The organism is Geodermatophilus sp. SYSU D00766 (genome assembly GCF_054049915.1).
Genome location: NZ_JBJGYI010000029.1, coordinates 51,728 through 68,863 on the forward strand (window position 1 = coordinate 51,728; position 17,136 = coordinate 68,863).

The window sequence follows — 17,136 nt, forward strand, 5'->3', positions numbered from 1 at the left end:
GCCGGTGCCGCGTCCCCGGCCAGTTCCTGCGGCGCGGGCGCACACGCTCCGCGCCGGCGTCAGCTGAAGCGCCGGCCGAAGCGCTCCTCGACGGCGGCGAGCAGCTGCTTGACCCGCTCGGCGTCGGAGACCGGGCAGACCATCGTGACGTCGGCGGTGGCGACGACGACGCTGTCGCGGACCCCGACCAGCGCGACCAGGTGGTCGGGGTCGTCGCTGAAGACGATGTTGCCCGCGCTGTCGAAGGTCACCGCCAGGCCGCCGACGGCGTTGCCCTCGACCGTGGCCAGCGTCTGGGCCAGCGCCGGCCAGGAGCCGACGTCGAGCCACTCGGCGTCGAGGTCGGCGACCAGCACCCGCCCGGGCTCGGTGGCCGCGGGCTCGAGGACGGCGTAGTCGACGCTGGTCTTCGGCAGGGTCGGGAACACCTCGGCGAGGACGGCGTCGCGCTCCGGCCCGGCGGGCGCGGCCACCACCCGCGCCAGCCCCTCGGCCGAGGCCGGCAGGTGCTCCGCGAGCGCGTCGAGCACCGTGCGCGCCCGCCACACGAACATGCCGGAGTTCCACAGGTACTCCCCCGACGCGAGGTAGCCCTCGGCGGTCGCCCGGTCGGGCTTCTCCTTGAACGCGGCGGCCTCCGCGACGCCGGGCACCTCGGTGGCGGCGCCGCGGCGCACGTAGCCGAAGCCGGTGGCCGGCGCGGTGGGCCGGATGCCGAGGGTGACCAGTGCCCGCGGCCGCACGGCGAGGGCGTCGTAGGCGGTGCCCAGCGCGGCGGCGAACCGCTCGACGGGCCGGATCACGTGGTCGGCGCTGACGACGGCGAGCTCGGCGTCCGGGTCGGCCTCGGCCACCAGCGCGGCGGCCAGCCCGACGGCGTTGGCGGTGTCGCGGGCGACCGGCTCGAGCACCAGCCGGTCGGGGCGCAGCCGCGGCAGCGCGGCGCGCACCTGCGCGCCGTAGCGGGCCGCGGTGCACACCCAGATCCGCTCGGCCGGCAGCAGCGTCTCCAGCCGCGCGAAGGCCTCGGCGAGCAGGCTGTGCGCCCCGCCGTCGCCGTCCTGGATGACGTCGAGCAGCTGCTTGGGCCGGGCGGCCCGCGACAGCGGCCACAGCCGCGTGCCCGACCCGCCGGCCATGACGACGGCGTGCCTCACGCGTCCACCCCCCGTCGTGCGCGGGCGCGGGCGGCGCGGCCGACGTCGTCGGCCCGGCGCTGGAACCGCGCCCCGGCCGCCACCCGGCCGCTCACGTAGGACACCAGCATCCGGCCGCCCAGCCCGGCGCGCAGCGCCGCCCGCAGCGGGGCGTAGCGGCGGCCCGGGTACTGCCCGGAGAGGTAGCGCAGCGCGCTGGTGTGGTGCACCCGCTGCATGCGGTGCGGCTCGCGTCGGGTGGCGTGCCCGCCCTCGTGCACGACGACGGCGGTGGGCGCGTAGACGTGCAGCCAGCCCGCGCGGCCGAGACGCTCGGCGAGGTCGACGTCCTCGAAGTACATGAAGTAGCCCGGGTCGAAGCCGCCGACGGCCCGGAACGCCTCGAGGTCGACGAGGAAGCACGAGCCCGACAGCCACCCGGCGGTGCGCTCGCGCGGGGCCTCCCGCTCGCGGCGGTAGCGCGCCGTCCAGGGGTTGGCCGGCCACGCCCAGCCCAGCAGCGCGTGCCCCGCGCCGGTGGACAGCCGGGGCAGGTCGCGGGCCGAGGGGTAGAGCTCGCCCTCCGGCGTGCGGATCGCCGGGCCCACGGTGGCCGCACGCGGCCAGCGGGCGGCCACGGCCAGCAGCTCGTCGACCGAGCCGGGCTCGAAGCGGACGTCGGGGTTGGCCACCAGCGCGTGCCGGCCGGGCGCCCCGGCCAGGCCCGCGTTCACCGCCGCGCCGTAGCCGACGTTGCCCCCGGTCCGCAGCAGCCGGACGTGCGGGTGCTCCGCGGCGACCCGCTCGGGGACGCCGTCGGTGGAGCCGTTGTCGGCCAGCACGACCTCGACCGGGCGCGTGGTGGCCTTCGCCAGCGAGGTGACGAACCCCTCCAGCGCCTCGCCGGGTGAGTACGTCACCGCCACCACGCGCAGGGTCTCGGGTGAGCTGTTCCCGGGCACCCGGGAACTGTAGAGGCGCGCGCCGGGGCTCCCCGCACCCCGGCCGGGCCCGGGTGAGGCAGGGGCCCGGTGTGACCGGTGGGACGAGGGGGACGGTCCCGTCACGAAGTTCCCGGACACTCCTGCGAGCGCCCGGGGGGCACCGGTCGCGCCGGTACAGTCGCCAGGCGTGACCTCAGCGAGACCTGACCTCGTCGTCGTCGGCTCCGGCTTCTTCGGACTGACCGTCGCGGAACGGGTGGCCAGCCAGCTGGACAAGCGCGTGCTCGTCCTCGACCGACGCGACCACATCGGTGGGAACGCGTACTCCGCACCCGAGCCCGAGACGGGCATCGAGGTGCACGTCTACGGCGCCCACCTGTTCCACACGTCCAACGAGCGGGTCTGGCAGTACGTCAACCAGTTCACCGACTTCACGAAGTACCAGCACAAGGTCTACTCGATCTACCAGGGCAAGACCTACTCGCTGCCGATCAACCTGGCCACGATCTGCCAGTACTTCGAGCGCAGCTTCTCCCCCTCCGAGGCCCGGGAGCTCGTCGCCGAGCAGGCCGGTGAGATCGACACCGCCGAGGCGCAGAACCTCGAGGAGAAGGCGATCTCCCTGATCGGCCGCCCCCTCTACGAGGCGTTCATCCGCGGCTACACGAAGAAGCAGTGGCAGACCGACCCCACCGAGCTGCCCGCCGCGGTCATCGCCCGCCTGCCGGTGCGCTACACGTTCGACAACCGGTACTTCAACGACACCTACGAGGGCCTGCCGGTCGGTGGCTACACCGCGTGGCTGGAGAAGATGGCCGACCACCCGAACATCGAGGTGCGGCTGTCCACGGACTGGTTCGACGTCCGCGACGAGCTGCCCGCCGACGTGCCGACGGTGTTCACCGGGCCGATCGACAAGTACTTCGACTACGAGGCCGGCGAGCTCGGCTGGCGCACGCTGGACTTCGAGACCGAGGTCCTGCCGATCGGTGACTTCCAGGGCACCTCGGTCATGAACTACGCCGACGAGGACGTGCCCTTCACCCGGATCCACGAGTTCCGGCACTTCCACCCCGAGCGGGACTACCCGGCGGACAAGACCGTCGTCGTCCGCGAGTACTCGCGCTTCGCCCAGACCGGCGACGAGCCGTACTACCCGATCAACACCCCCGAGGACCGCGCCAAGCTCGAGCGCTACCGGGAGCTGGCCAAGAAGGAGGCCGCGGAGAAGCGCGTGCTCTTCGGCGGCCGGCTGGGCACCTACAAGTACCTGGACATGCACATGGCGATCGGGTCGGCGCTGAGCATGTTCGACAACCGCATCCGCCCCTTCTTCGACGAGGGCGGCTCGCTCGACGGCCGCCTCGAGGACTGACAGCGAGGACTGACTCCCCATGACGACGACCACGCCGCAGGTCGCCGACGCACCGGTCAAGCCGGACGCCGTCAGCGAGCCGGCCGAGAGCGACCTCACCCCGGACAAGGCCGTCACCCTCGTCCAGCGGGTCCTCATGCCGCGGCCGGCCGACCAGCTCAAGGTCCGCAGCCTCTACCTCGACGAGGAGAACGCGGGCACCCGCGTGGTCCAGGAGGGCCGGCACTCCGGCCTGATCGCGGCCGGCTCCGAGGTCTCCTTCGCCACGTACTTCAACGCCTTCCCGGCCAGCTACTGGCGCCGGTGGAGCGTGCTCGGCTCGGTGGTCCTGCGGGTCACCGTGTCCGGCACCTGCCGCATCGACGTCCACCGCTCCAAGGCCGACGGCGAGTCGATGCACGTCACCGGCGTCTCCCACGTGGGCGACGACGAGCGGACCGTCGAGTTCGAGCTGGACCTGGCGCCGTTCATCGACGGCGGCTGGTACTGGTTCGACGTCACCGCCGAGAGCGAGACCCAGATCCGCGAGGCCGGCTGGTACGCCCCGCAGGCGCCGGCCGAGGAGCCGCGGCTGGCCGTCGGCATCTGCACCTACAACCGTCCCGTCGACGCGCTGGCCGCCGCCCGGGCGCTGGTCGATGACCCCGCGGTGCTCGAGCGGCTGTCCCTGGTCACCATCGCCGACCAGGGCAACAACCACGTCAAGGACGCCGCGGGCTACGAGGAGGTCAAGGCCGCCCTGGGCGACCGGCTGCACGTGGTCGAGCAGCCCAACCTCGGCGGCAGCGGCGGCTTCGCGCGCACCATGCACGAGGCGTTCACCCGCAGCGACGCCACGCACGTCGTGCTGCTCGACGACGACATCATGATCGAGCCCGACAGCCTGCTGCGGGCGCGCGCCTTCGCCGCCTACGCCAAGAGCCCGATGCTCGTCGGCGGGCAGATGCTGGCCCTGCAGAACCGCTCGGTGCTGCACAGCATGGGCGAGATCGTCGACCGCGAGACGTTCTTCTGGACCAACGCCCCGCACACCTACTACCACCACGACTTCGGCAAGCGGACGCTGCGCGAGTCGGCGGACCTGCACCGCCGCATCGACGTCGACTACAACGGCTGGTGGATGTGCCTGATCCCCCGCACCGTCGTCGACGAGATCGGCATGCCGCTGCCGGTGTTCATCAAGTGGGACGACGCCGAGTACGGCCTGCGCGCCTTCGCCGCCGGCTTCCCGACCGCGTCGCTGCCGGGCACCGCCATCTGGCACCTGTCCTGGGGCGACAAGGACGACGCCAGCGACTGGCAGGCCTACTTCCACATCCGCAACCGGCTGATCGCCGCGGCGCTGCACTCGCCGCACCGCCACGGCGGCAAGCTGTTCCGCGAGATGCTCAAGGCCGACCTGCGGTTCCTCATCAACCTGCAGTACTCGACCGTCGAGCTGCACCACCTCGCCTACCGCGACTTCCTGGCCGGCCCGGAGGCGCTCTTCCGCGGCATGCCGGAGTCGGTGGTGCAGGCCCGCCGGGTGCGCGCCACGCACGCCGACGGCCAGGTGCTGACCTCCTCGGCCGACCTGCCGCTGCCCTCGATGCCCACGGCCAAGGCCATGCGCTTCCGCCGCATCCCGGTCAAGCCGCTGCAGATCGGCAGGACGCTGGTCAGCGCGCTGGTGCACAACGCCCGCCCGGTCGACCCGGAGAACCTGCAGACGCCCCAGCTGAACCTGGCCTTCCAGGACGCGCGGTGGTTCCTGCTGTCCCGGCTCGACAGCGCCACCGTCGGGACCGCCGACGGGCGCGGGGTCACCTTCCGGCGCCGCGACCCGGCGACCTTCCGCCGGCTGGCGGCGACGTCGGCGCAGCTGCTGCGCCGGATGGCGGCGGAGTTCCCCGACCTGCAGCGCCGCTACCAGGCCGCGGCCGGTGAGCTGACGTCGATGGAGAGCTGGTCGCAGGCCTTCGAGGAGTGGGGCTACCAGCGCGTCTGAGCGCACGACGAGAGGGCCCCGACCGGAGATCCGGTCGGGGCCCTCTGTCGTCGGGGGCCGGCGGCCTCAGCGGCGGGTGAGCCGCTCCTGCCGCCCGGCGCGGGTCAGCCGCCGCCACTCCCGCCAGCCGACGGGGTCGCGGCGGGACACGAGGAAGAACCAGCCGAAGCGGACCGTCTCCAGCGGGCGCAGCCAGCGCATGCCGGGCTGGGACATCAGGTAGCCGCGGTTGCGGTAGGTGTAGTAGCGCTTGGCCTCGTCGGCCGGGTACTGGGCCGACAGCCGCCCGCCGAGGATCGGCGCGAACTCCGTCGTCCCCTCCGGGTGCAGGTAGGCCGCCCCGGTGCAGGTGCCGAAGGCGAGCCCGGCGCGCAGCATCCGCCGGTGGATCTCGGTCTCGTCGCCACGGAAGAACAGCCGGTAGTCCGGGACGCCGACGACGTCGAGGGTGTCGGCGCGGAACAGCGCGCCGTTGAACAGCGACGCGTACCGCGGCAGCAGGTCCACGCCGGCGAAGTCGCTGCGGCGGCGCCGCCAGCGCAGCCCGCGGCGCAGGGGGAACGCCAGCCGGTCGGGGTCGGCCATGTCGGTGACCAGCGGGCTGACCTCGGCCAGCCCGTGCCGCCGGGCGGCGTCGAGGAGGGTGGCCAGCACGCCGGCGTCGGCCGGGCGGCCGTCGTCGTCGGCGCACCACACCCAGTCCGCGCCGAGGGCGAGGGCGTGCAGCATGCCGTAGGCGAAGCCGCCGGCGCCGCCGAGGTTGCGCGCGCTGGGCAGGTGGGTGGCCGGCAGCCCGCTGGCCGCGACGACGTCGGCGGCGGACTGGTCGGGGCCGTTGTCGACGACGACGACGTGGTCGAGCGGCCGCGTCTGTGCCGCGAGCGCGGCCAGGCTCTGCGCCAGCAGCTCGCGCCGGTGCCGGGTGACCACGACGGCCACGACCCGCTCCCCCGCCGCGGGCACGGCCGTCCCGACGGGCGCCGGAGCCGCCGCCGTCACGCCGCCAGGCCCTTGTAGGCCCGCAGCACCTCGTCGAGCTCGCCCTGCTGCCGGATCTGGCCGTGCTCCATCCAGATCGCCGTGTCGCACAGCTCGCGGAGGAACTCGTCGGAGTGCGAGGCGAACACGAGCAGCCCCGAGCGCTCCACGAGCTGCACCAGCCGCTGCTTGGACTTCTCGAGGAAGGCGGCGTCGACCGCGCCGATCCCCTCGTCGAGCAGCAGGATCTCCGGGTCGATGCTGGTGACCACGCCGAGGGCCAGCCGCACCCGCATGCCCGTGGAGTAGGTGCGCAGCGGCATGTGGAGGAAGTCGCCGAGCTCGGTGAAGTCGGCGATGTCCTCGACCCGCTCCTGCATCTGCTTGCGGGTCATGCCGAGGAACAGGCCCCGGATCATGATGTTCTCGAGGCCGGAGATCTCCGGGTCCATGCCGACGCCGAGGTCGAACACCGGCGCCACCCGGCCGCGGATCTCCGCGATGCCTCGGGTGGGCTCGTAGATGCCCGACAGCAGCCGCAGCAGCGTGGACTTGCCGGCGCCGTTGTGGCCGACCAGGCCCACCCGCGCACCGTGCTCGAGGTTGACGGTGACGTCGCGCAGCGCCTCGATCACCGGCACCTTGCTGCCGCTGTCGATGTTGCCGCCGACCAGCCCCATGACGGTCTTCTTCAGCGAGCGGCTCTTGGCGTCGAAGATGGGGAAGTCGACGCAGGCGTCCTTGGTCGCGATGCTGACCGGACCGCTGGTGCTCGCCGGGTTGTCGTTGCTCACGTTCACACCCAGTAGGAGACGCGGGACCGGTAGCGGCGCAGGACGACCATCGTCAGCGCCCAGCCGACCACCGTGATGACGAGGACGACCGCCCAGTGCCGCCACAGCTGGTCCTGGCCCAGCAGCGGACGGCGGACGATCTCGACGAAGTGCAGGAAGGGGTTGAACTCCGCCAGCCGGGCCCGCGCGGCGACGTCGGGGTTCGGGCTGTTCACCAGCTCGTCGTAGACCCACACGATCGGCGTCAGGAAGAACATCAGCTGCACGACGCTCTGGGTGATCGGCAGGAGGTCGCGGAACCGCGTGGTGACGACGCCGACGGTCAGCGCCACCCAGGCGCCGTTGAGCGCCAGCAGGGCGAAGGCCGGGACCACCGCGATGGCCGTCCACTTCAGGTCCTGCGGGTACACGAACAGCATGACCACGTAGACGATCATGTTGTGCACGAAGAACAGCGTCTGCCGCCACACCAGCCGGTACACGTGCACCGACAGCGGTGAGGGCAGGTGCTTGATCAGGCCCTCGTTGGCGATGAACACCTCCGAGCCCTCGGCGATGCAGCCGCTGATGAAGGCCCAGACGATGAAGCCGACGAGCACGTGCGGCAGGAACAGCGCCAGGTCGATGTCGAACAGGCCCGAGTAGAGGACACCCAGGGCGACGGCGGTGACCGCCATGCTGATGGTGATCCAGACCGGCCCGAGGACCGAGCGCCGGTAGCGCTGCCGGATGTCCTGCCAGCCCAGGTGTCCCCACAGGGACCGCTGCTCCCAGCCGCGCCGCAGGTCGGCGACGGCGGCGGCGAGCGTGCGTCCGGCCGGTTGTGCGAGTGCCACGAGGATCCACGCTACCTGCGCCGCAGCGGGGCCACCGGCGGGCGCGCGAGGCGGCCGGGACCCGTTCGTCACACGGCTCCCGCCCGCCCCGCGGCCCTCACCTCGTCAGCGTCCCGTACTGGAAGACGACCTGCTGCTGCCCGGTGGCCAGCGTCGTGGTGTCGGTCTTCGGGTAGCCCAGCTCGCCGGCCGGGCCGCCGCGGGCCGCGTAGTCCTCGTTGATCGCCGAGACGACCCACCGCGCACCGGTCGACGCCGACCAGTAGACCGAGCCGCGCTGAAAGTCGACCACGAACCCCTGCCCCCCGGGCGCGAGGGCCTCGCTGGTGACCGGCAGCCCGAGCCGCCCCGAGGAGGCGCCGAGCTCCAGCCACTTCCGCAGGATGTCCCCGCGCACGACCTGCGCCCCGGTGGCCTGCGACCACACGATGTCGCCGCCCTGGAAGTTGCCGTAGTAGACCGGCGTGGTGGTCACCCGGGGGTCCCGGCTGTCGTCGCCCGTCGGGTAGCCCAGGTAGGGCGGGCCGCCGGCCGTGCGGTAGGCCGCGAGGATGGCGCCCCGGACGTCGTGGGCGCCGGTCGCGGGCGACCAGTAGATCGAGCCCCGCTGGAAGTCGACGAGGTAGCCGCCGTTGCCGGGGGCCAGCGCGTCGGTGGTGACCGGCAGGCCGAGGGGCCCGGCCGACGCCCCCAGCGACAGCCAGTGCGCGAGGATCGCGCCGCGCACGACCTGGGCGCCGGTGGCCTGGGAGTGGACGATGTCGCCGCCCTGGAAGTTGGAGTAGGTCACCCCGGGCGCGGCGCGGTCGGTGCCCTGCTCGCCGACCGGGTAGCCGACGAAGAGGGGGCCGCCCACCTCCGCGTACTTCACCGCGATCGGCCCCTGGACGGCGTGCGCCCCCGTCGCCGGCGACCAGTAGACCGCCCCGCGCTGGAAGTGCACGACGTACCCGCCGTTGCCGGGGGCGACCGCGTCGCTGGTGACGGGCAGGCCGAGCGTGCCGGCGGAGGCCCCGAGCCGGAGCCAGTGCTCGCGGATCGCCCCGCGCACGACCTGCGCGCCGGTGGCCTGCGACCACACGACGTCGCCGCCCTGGAAGTTCGTGAACCAGACGCCGGGGGCGTTGCGGTCGGGGCTGTCGTCCCCGGTCGGGTAGCCCAGGACGGGCGGCCCGCCGGAGGAGCGGTACCTCGCCAGGATCGCGCCGCGCACGTCGTGCGCCCCGGTGGCCGGCGACCAGTAGACCGAGCCGCCCTGGAAGTCGACCACGTAGCCCTTGCCGCCGGGTGCGACGGCGTCGCTGGTGACGGGCAGGCCGAGCGGTCCGGCGGAGGCGCCGAGGGCGATCCAGCGCTGCAGGATCGGCCCGCGCACCACCTGGGCCCCGGTGGCGGCCGACCAGACGACGTCGCCGCCCTGGAAGTTGACGTAGTAGACCGGCGTGGACGTGACGGCCCGGTCCCGGCTGTCGTTGCTCGTGGGGTAGCCCAGGGCGGCCGGGCCGCCGGAGGACCGGTACCTCGCCAGGATCGCGCCGCGCACGTCGTGCGCCCCGGTGGCCTGCGACCAGTAGACCGAGCCGCCCTGGAAGTCGACGACGAAGCCGCCGCCGCCGGCGGGTGCGTCGCTGCTGGTGGGCAGGCCCAGGACGCCGGCGGACGCGCCGAGCGCGAGCCAGTGGTCGCGGATCGGCCCGCGGACCACCTGGGCCTTCGTCGCCTGCGACCACACGATGTCGCCGTACTGGAAGTTGGAGTACCAGACCGGGGTCGACACGACCCTGGTGTCGCGCTGGTCGTCGCCGACGGGGTAGCCCATGTAGGAGGGGCCGCCGGTGGCGAGGTACTTCGCCAGGATCTCGCCGCGGACGTCGTGGGCGCCGGTCATCGCCGACCAGAAGATGTCCCCGTACGTGTAGCGCTGCCGGCAGCCGCCGCCGGGCTGGTCGCAGGTCACGTCGCCGAGGGCGTCGCCGAGGCCGCGCCCGGTCGCCGTCAGCGCGCGGGCCTTGTCGGTGACCGCCGCCGCGCCGGAGGTCTGCGTCGACCCGAACCAGTCGGTGAAGTAGTTGTAGAAGTTCCGGTTGCCGTAGGAGGCGCAGCGGTCGGGCGAGGCCTTGTACCCCGCGGCCAGCGAGGCCGCGTTCGGGACGTAGGGCGTGTAGTTGTACAGGCCCGCGGTCGCCTGGTTCTCGATGTAGACCTGCGCGGAGCCGCAGGTCGGGTCGTTCGGGTAGTACGGGATGGTGTTGACCCGGCCGGCCACGTACCCGTACCGGTTGGGGAGCGCCTGGTAGCGCTTGAACTGCCGCGAGGCCATGTAGACCTGGTTGTAGAAGCCGTTGTAGGTGGCGTCGCAGCCGGCCGGGGTGTCCGGGCAGGCGTAGCCCATGGCCTTGCGCAGCTGGTCGGCGGAGATGCTGGCGTCCTTGACCAGCCCCTGCTCCTTCTGCAGCGTGACCAGGAGGACCTGCGGGTTGATGCCGCAGGCGCGGGCGACCTTCGCGATGACCGCCGCCGCGGTCTCCTGGGCCGCACCGGCGTAGGCACCGCAGTAGTCGTCGCCGGTGCGGGTCCACGTGTCGAACCGCAGGCCGGCCAGCCCGGAGCCGTTCGCGGCCAGGAACGCCTGCACCTGGTCGGCGTTCATCGTCGACGCGTTGTAGAAGATGCTGTCGTCGATGATGTTGCCCGGGTCGAACCGCCCGAGGTCGGCCGACGGCCGCAGCTGCGGCGGGGCGGAGGAGCCCACGAGCGACAGGGCGGCGGCCAGCCCGAGGACGAGCAGCGCGACGACGGTCAGCCGGGGGCGCAGCAGCCGGGTCACGGGACCACCACCGTGAACGGCGCCGACTCCCCGGCCGAGCGGTCGGAGGCGTAGCTCAGCACGGCGTCCCAGGCGCCCGCGGTCAGCCCCGCGCCGGACACCGCCACCTGGCCGCAGCTGGTCGTGGCGGCGTCGGGCTCGGCCTCCGACTCACCGGTCAGGACGACGCCGCCGCGGCTCAGAGTGAGCGTGCAGCGCCCACCGGCCTCGACGACGTCACCGACGATGCCGCCGGCGAGCACCGACCCGCTCGCGTCGTCCCACTGGGACCAGGTGACGGCGACGGCGACGGCGGCCGGTCCGCCCTGGCCGGGCGTGGGCGCGGTCGTGGTCCCGGTCGCGGGCGCCGTGCCGTCCGCGGGGGTGCCGGACCCGCCGGCCGACGACGGGGCCGACGGCGGGGCCGGGGACGAGGGGGACGGCGGCGTCGACGACGGGGCGGTGGACGCGGTCGACGACGGGGCCGGGGTGTCGTCCGCGGCGACCGCGCCGCCTCCGGCCCGCCACCACAGCACGGCGAGCGCGGCGGCGGCGACCACCAGCAGTGCGAGGGCGACCCGGAGCGGTCGGCGGGATCGGGTACGGGACACGGTGGGTCTCCCTGCTGGACCGAGCGGAGAGCCGGTCGTCGGCGTCAGGACGGCCGCCCGGCGCCCATCGGGCGGCGCGTCCACGGCCTTCGTGATCGGGAGGCTACGGCCTGTCACGGTCCGATCGTGGGAACGACGCGGGTCACCGCGGGCCGACGGTCACCGCCCCCGTGGCGGAGGTCAGCGTCAGCACGCCGCCCTGGAAGTCGTTGCGCAGACCGCCGGCGACCGCGTAGGTGGAGCTGGTCGGGAAGCCGAGGCCGCTCGTGCTACCACCGCGGGCGGCGTACTCGGTGGCGAGCGCCCCGGTGACCGCGCGGGCGTCGGTGGCCGGCGACCAGTAGACGTCCCCGCCCTGGAAGCGCACGACGTAGCCGCGGCCGTCCGGGGTGCGCGCGTCGCTGGTGGTCGGGAAGCCGAGCGTCCCCGACGGGCCGCCGGTCGCCAGCCAGGTCGTCAGGATGCGGCCGGCGACGACCTGTGCGCCGGTCGTGGGCGACCACCACACGTCCCCGCCCTGGAAGTGCACGACGTAGCCGCGGCCCTCGGGGGAGCGGGCGTCGCTGGTGGTCGGGAAGCCGAGCGGGCCCGAGGACCCCCCGGCGGCCCGGTAGGTGGCGAGGATGGCGCCGCGCACGACCTGCGCGCCCGTGGCCGGCGACCACCACACGTCCCCGCCCTGGAACCGGACGACGTAGCCGCGCCCGTCGGGCGTGCGCGCGTCACCGGTGGTCGGGAAGCCCAGCGGCCCGGAGGTGCCGCCGGTCGCCTGCCAGGTCCGCAGGATGTCCCCGGCGACCGCCTGCGCACCCGTGGCCGGCGACCACCAGACGCCCCCGCCCTGGAAGAGGACGACGTAGCCGCGCCCGTCGGTGGTCCGCGCGTCGCTGGTCGTGGGGAAGCCCAGCGGCCCCGACGTGGCGCCGGTGCCGAGCCAGCGGGTCAGGATCTCGCCGGCCACCGTGTGCGCCCCGGTGGCCGGGGACCACCAGACGTCGCCGCCCTGGAAGTGCACGACGTAGCCGCGCCCGTCGGGCGTGCGCGCGTCGCTGGTCGTGGGGAAGCCCAGCGGTCCGCCGCTGCCGCCGGTGCGCCGGTACTCGGCGAGGATGTCGCCGGCCACCACGTGCGCGCCGGTCGCACCCGACCACCACACCGCCCCGCCCTGGAAGGACACCGTGAAGCCGCGGCCGTCCGTCGTGCGCGCGTCGCTGCTGGTCGGGAAGCCGAGCGGCCCGGAGGTGCCCCCGGCGGCCAGCCAGGTCTCGAGGATCTGTCCCGCCACGGTGCGCGCGCCGGTGGCCGGGGACCACCACACGTCCCCGCCCTGGAAGTGCACGACGTAACCGCGGCCGTCCGGGGTCCGCGCGTCGCTGGTCGTGGGGAAGCCCAGCGGCCCTGCGCTGCCGCCGGTGCGGCGGTACTCGGCGAGGATGTCGCCGGCCACGACCTGCGGCCCCGTGGCGCCCGACCACCAGACGTCGCCGCCCTGGAACCGGACGACGTACCCGCGCCCGTCCGGCGTCGGGGCGTCGCTGGTCGTCGGGAAGCCCAGCGGCCCGGAGGTGCCCCCGGTGGCCAGCCAGGTCTCGAGGATCTGCCCGGCCACGGTGCGCGCGCCGGTGGCCGGCGACCAGTGGACGTCCCCGCCCTGGAAGTGCACGACGTAGCCGCGCCCGTCCGGGGTGCGCGCGTCGCTGGTCGTCGGGAAGCCCAGGAGCCCGGCGCTGCCGCCCACCCGCTGGTACTCGCGGAGGATGTCGCCCCGCACCACCTGCGCGCCCGTCCCGGCGGACCAGACGATCGAGCCGCCCTGGACGTCGACGTACCAGCCGCGGCCCTCGGCGGTCGGCGTGTCGTCGGTCAGCGGGGCGCCGAGTGCCGCCGGGCCGCCCCAGGCCAGGTAGGTGTCGAGGATGGCCCCGCGGACGACGCGCACCCCGCCCGCGGCGGAGTCGTAGACCCGGCCGCGCTCGTAGACCTGCCAGGAGACCCCGCCCGCCGACTGCTCCGCGCCGACCGGGTCGCCCAGGGAGGCCCGCAGTCCGGCGTCGGCCGCGTAGCGGGTGGCGATCGGCGACAGGGAGGTGGTGAGCCGGGCCGCGACGAGGTCGCGGAGCGTGCCGAGGCGGGCGTAGCCGGCGTCGCCGGGGCAGGTGGTGTTGCCGACGTCGCGGTGCCCGAAGACCGTCGGCAGCGTGACCTTCACGCCGGCCGCGTACTTCGCGGTCCCGCCGCCGCCGGAGGTCAGCACCGTCGTCCCCCGCGGGTCGACCCCGTGCAGCGAGAACTTCCAGGCGATCATCGCGGCCAGGGACTCCAGCTCGGCCTGGGTCGGCGCCGTCGTGGCGTGGTTGCCGATCATCGAGACGCCGAGGGTGCCGCTGTTGAAGCCGCCGGCGTGCGCCGCGACCACCGGCCGGGACAGGCCGCCGGCGCGGCCCTCCCAGAGCCGCCCGAACCGGTCGACCAGCACGTTGTAGCCGATGTCGCCCCAGCCGCGGCTCTGCGCGTGGTAGGCGTAGATCGACCGGATGATCCCCGGGACGTCGTCGGCGGCGTAGCCGTTGCTGGTGTCGGTGTGGTGCAGGGTCGCGGCCTTGACGGCGGGGGCGTACTGCGGCGTCCAGCCCATGATCGACTCGTCGGCGCCCCACTGGGCGCGGGAGAACACCGGCGGCATCGCGGTGGCGGCGTGCGCGGTGTCGCCGAGGTCGGCGCCCTGCAGGGCGCCGTCGGCCGGGCTCGTGCCCGGGTCGACCAGCTCGAGGCGGACGTCGGTGGGCTGCGCGCCCGACCGCGTCACCAGCTCGGCCTCGACGGCGGCGCTCGGCCCGGTCCACAGCGGCGCGGTCCCGCCGCGGACCTCGTCCCCGGTGGCCGTCCCCCGGTTCTGCTCGGCGTCCTCCACCGTGACCTCGGTCCACGCGCCCCACGCGCCCTCGGCGTCCTGGACGCGGACCTGCACGACGGTGTCGGTGACCGCGGGGTCCAGTCGCCAGGTGACGCCCACCAGCGAGAACGGCTCGGTGCCGACCCGGCTGACGGTCAGCGCGGGCGCCGTCGCCGGCACGCCCGTGACGGGGTCGCTGGTGCCGGCCTGCACCTCGGCCTGGGGTGCCGGCTCGGCCACCGAGCCCATCGGCACCTCGGCGGTGGACGTGGCCACCGGCTCGGCCTCCGGGCCGGGCGCGGCGGAGACGGGGAGCACGAGGACGAGGGCGGTGAGGCCCAGGAAGGCGAGGAGCCCGACGACGAGACGGCGCACGGGTGCGGAACCTCCGGGTGGCGGACGGCGACGGGGCTGCCCACGGCGGGTCCCCCCGCCTGCCCCATCGTCACGACCGGCGTCCGGCTTGAGCCCGGCCCGTCCCGGCCCCTCCGCCGTCCCGTGTGACGCCTGTGACGGGGAGGGGCGGGCGGGACCAGGCGGGCACCCGGGACCAGACGGGCGGGACGGGGTGGGACGGAGCGTTCCGCCGTGTCGCGGGCCCGGGAGGCGCCCGCGGCGCACCTAACCTCGTCGCGTGAGCCGAGACCGCACCGAGCACGGCGGCCCGGGAGGCCGGCAGCTCCCGGCCCGACTGGACCCGCGCGCCGGCCGTCCGTCGCGCCCCCGGGCCCCCGAGGGTCCGGCCGACGCCGGGCAGCGCGCTCCGCGGGACCCGGCCCCGGCCCGCGGCGAGGGGCGGCGCGGGGGTCGCGCCGCCGTCGTCGGCCGTGCGGTGGTCGCCGTGCTGTCGGTGCTGCTGCTGGCCGGCAGCGGCTGGGGCTGGTACCTCGGCCGGGTCGCCGAGGCCACCGTCAACCGGACCAACGCGATCCCCAGTGCCGGCAACTCCGACGCCGGGGACGCCCCCGAGGCGATGAACCTGCTGCTGGTCGGCAACGACAGCCGCGCCGCGCTGACCCCCGAGCAGCTGGCGGAGCTGACCGCCGGCGCGGACTCCGGGATCAACACCGACACGATGATCCTGGTGCACGTGCCGGCCGACGGGTCGCGCGCGTCGTTCGTGTCGTTCCCGCGCGACTCCTACGTGGAGATCCCGGGCTACGGGATGGACAAGCTCAACGCCGCCTACGCCTACGGCTACTCCGACGCCGACGACTCCGCCGCCGAGGCCGACAAGCAGGCCGCCGGCGCGCAGCTGCTCGTGCAGACGATCAGCCAGCTCACCGGGCTGCAGATCGACCACTACGCCGAGGTCGACCTGCTCGGCTTCTTCGACCTGACCAGCGTCGTCGGCGGCGTCACGGTGAACCTGTGCGAGGCCGTCGACGACTCCGACTTCTCCGGCGCGGTGTTCCCCGCCGGGGAGCAGACGATCTCCGGCGCCGAGGCGCTGGCCTTCGTCCGGCAGCGGCACGGTCTGCCCCGCGGCGACCTCGACCGCATCGTGCGCCAGCAGGTCTTCATCGGCGGCGTGCTGCGCAAGATGCTGTCGGAGGACGTGCTGCTCGACCTCGGCAAGCAGCGGGAGCTGGTGCAGGCGGCGTCGGAGTCGCTCACCATCGACCGCGACCTGGTGCTGCTCGACCTGGCCCAGCAGATGCAGTCGGTGACCCCGGGCGACATCGACTTCCAGACCGTGCCGATCGTCGGCGACGACCGCGACGAGCAGGACCGCGCGATCCTGCGGCTGGCCGACGAGGACACCCTGCACGAGTTCTTCGCCGAGCTCTCGGCCGAGCCGGACGCCGCCGCGGCCCCCGCTCCCCAGACGCCCGCGACCGCGGCGCCGTCGGAGGTCTCGGTGGAGGTCTACAACGGCTCGGGCACCCCCGGCCTGGCCGCCGACGCCAGCACCGAGCTCGAGGCCGCCGGCTTCGTCGTCACCAGCACCGGCAACGCCGACAGCAGCGACTACGAGCAGACCGTCATCCGGCACGCCGCCGGGGACGAGGCGCTGGCCGCGGCCCTCGCCGCGCAGGTCCCCGGGGCCGACGTCGAGGTCAGCGACGACGCCGACAGCGGCACCGTGCAGCTGGTCCTCGGCAGCGACTTCAACGGCGTCGGGCAGCCCACCACTCCCCCGGCGCCGGCCGGCCAGACCACCGCCGAGGCGCCCCGGACGGCGGCGGACACCAGCTGCATCAACTGATCCCCCGGTGCACCGACGGGCCCCTCTCCGCTGCTGCGGGGAGGGGCCCGTCGCCGTTCCGGGGCGCACGCGCGGCCGGCTGCGGCGCCGGGGACGGACGGCGTGCGGAGACGTGCACGTCCCGGCCCCGTAACTGCGCCTCAGCGCACACCGTCGACCACGTGGGCACGTCTTCGGGGGACGTCAGCCCGTCGGCCTGCGTCGGCTGCGGGGAGCCTGCAGCTGCGGCTACCTGGCGAAGCCGGTGGAGGGGGCCGATGTCCGACGAGGACGCCGTCGAGGAGGCGCGCCGGGTCTTCCTCGCGGAGCACGCGGCTCGTGACCTTCGGCCCGGTGGACCCGTGGGCCGTCTGCTGAGCGGTGGGGCCGGTCCTGTCCGGCCCGAGACGGGCCGTCCGTGGCGGGAGCCGAGGACGGAGGAGCGGCCTCCTGGGCCGCGCCGCCTGCCCTAGCGGGACGCCGCCCCGGGCAGCCGACCGTGCGCCCGGCCCCTCAGTGGGCCTCGCGTTCCCGCGGGAACGCCGTCGAGGGCACGGCCACGGGTTCGCGCCGGGACGCCTGCCCCCC

The 17,136-nt window shown here is 74.6% G+C and carries 11 protein-coding genes; 3 read left to right on the forward strand and 8 right to left on the reverse strand.

What is annotated here, in order from left to right:
- Positions 1–59: 59 nt before the first annotated feature.
- A complete protein-coding gene (locus tag ACI8AD_RS18475; protein WP_456871983.1) occupies positions 60–1,157 on the reverse strand; it encodes a mannose-1-phosphate guanylyltransferase in 1,098 nt (365 codons plus the stop codon).
- Positions 1,154–2,098: a glycosyltransferase family 2 protein gene (locus tag ACI8AD_RS18480; protein ID WP_456871984.1), complete on the reverse strand. Its 945-nt coding sequence runs from the start codon at positions 2,096–2,098 to the stop codon at positions 1,154–1,156. Before ACI8AD_RS18480 ends, ACI8AD_RS18475 begins: the two co-directional genes overlap by 4 nt.
- Positions 2,099–2,267: 169 nt before the next feature.
- On the opposite strand from ACI8AD_RS18480, the gene glf reads away from it, so the two are divergent.
- Complete coding sequence (gene glf / locus ACI8AD_RS18485) at positions 2,268–3,455, forward strand: UDP-galactopyranose mutase (RefSeq protein ID WP_456871985.1); 1,188 nt, start codon at positions 2,268–2,270, stop codon at positions 3,453–3,455.
- 19 nt (positions 3,456–3,474) lie between these two features.
- Entirely contained in the window at positions 3,475–5,442 is a 1,968-nt protein-coding gene (locus tag ACI8AD_RS18490) for a glycosyltransferase (protein ID WP_456871986.1), read from the forward strand.
- A 66-nt stretch (positions 5,443–5,508) separates the two neighbouring features.
- On the opposite strand, the gene glfT1 is transcribed toward ACI8AD_RS18490, so the two are convergent.
- From glfT1 to ACI8AD_RS18520, 6 genes are all read right to left on the reverse strand, one after another.
- A complete protein-coding gene (gene glfT1, locus ACI8AD_RS18495; RefSeq protein WP_456871987.1) occupies positions 5,509–6,381 on the reverse strand; it encodes a galactofuranosyltransferase GlfT1 in 873 nt (290 codons plus the stop codon).
- A 56-nt stretch (positions 6,382–6,437) separates the two neighbouring features.
- The gene (gene wzt, locus ACI8AD_RS18500) at positions 6,438–7,214 is read right to left on the reverse strand and encodes a galactan export ABC transporter ATP-binding subunit Wzt/RfbE (protein ID WP_456871988.1); all 777 of its coding nucleotides are present in this window, start codon (positions 7,212–7,214) and stop codon (positions 6,438–6,440) included.
- A 2-nt stretch (positions 7,215–7,216) separates the two neighbouring features.
- Positions 7,217–8,050 (reverse strand): galactan export ABC transporter permease subunit Wzm/RfbD, encoded by an 834-nt coding sequence (gene wzm, locus ACI8AD_RS18505; protein ID WP_456871989.1) that lies wholly within the window; start codon positions 8,048–8,050, stop codon positions 7,217–7,219.
- Between the two features lie 97 nt (positions 8,051–8,147).
- Positions 8,148–10,877, reverse strand: coding sequence for an LGFP repeat-containing protein (locus ACI8AD_RS18510; protein WP_456871990.1), 2,730 nt, complete (start codon positions 10,875–10,877; stop codon positions 8,148–8,150).
- Positions 10,874–11,467 carry a hypothetical protein gene (locus ACI8AD_RS18515; protein ID WP_456871991.1) on the reverse strand — a complete coding sequence of 198 codons (594 nt, stop codon included), beginning with the start codon at positions 11,465–11,467 and terminating at the stop codon, positions 10,874–10,876. The genes ACI8AD_RS18510 and ACI8AD_RS18515 overlap by 4 nt, the downstream gene beginning before the upstream one ends.
- A gap of 142 nt (positions 11,468–11,609) precedes the next feature.
- Positions 11,610–14,735, reverse strand: a complete 3,126-nt coding sequence (locus ACI8AD_RS18520; RefSeq protein ID WP_456871992.1) for an N-acetylmuramoyl-L-alanine amidase — start codon at positions 14,733–14,735, stop codon at positions 11,610–11,612.
- A gap of 259 nt (positions 14,736–14,994) precedes the next feature.
- On the opposite strand from ACI8AD_RS18520, the gene ACI8AD_RS18525 reads away from it, so the two are divergent.
- Positions 14,995–16,569: an LCP family protein gene (locus ACI8AD_RS18525; protein ID WP_456871993.1), complete on the forward strand. Its 1,575-nt coding sequence runs from the start codon at positions 14,995–14,997 to the stop codon at positions 16,567–16,569.
- The last annotated feature ends 567 nt before the right edge of the window (positions 16,570–17,136 follow it).

What these genes read in the sequence shown, in the direction of transcription:
- ACI8AD_RS18490 (WP_456871986.1), top strand. Translation starts at nt 3,475, where the DNA reads ATGACGACGACCACGCCGCAGGTCGCCGACGCACCGGTCAAGCCGGAC.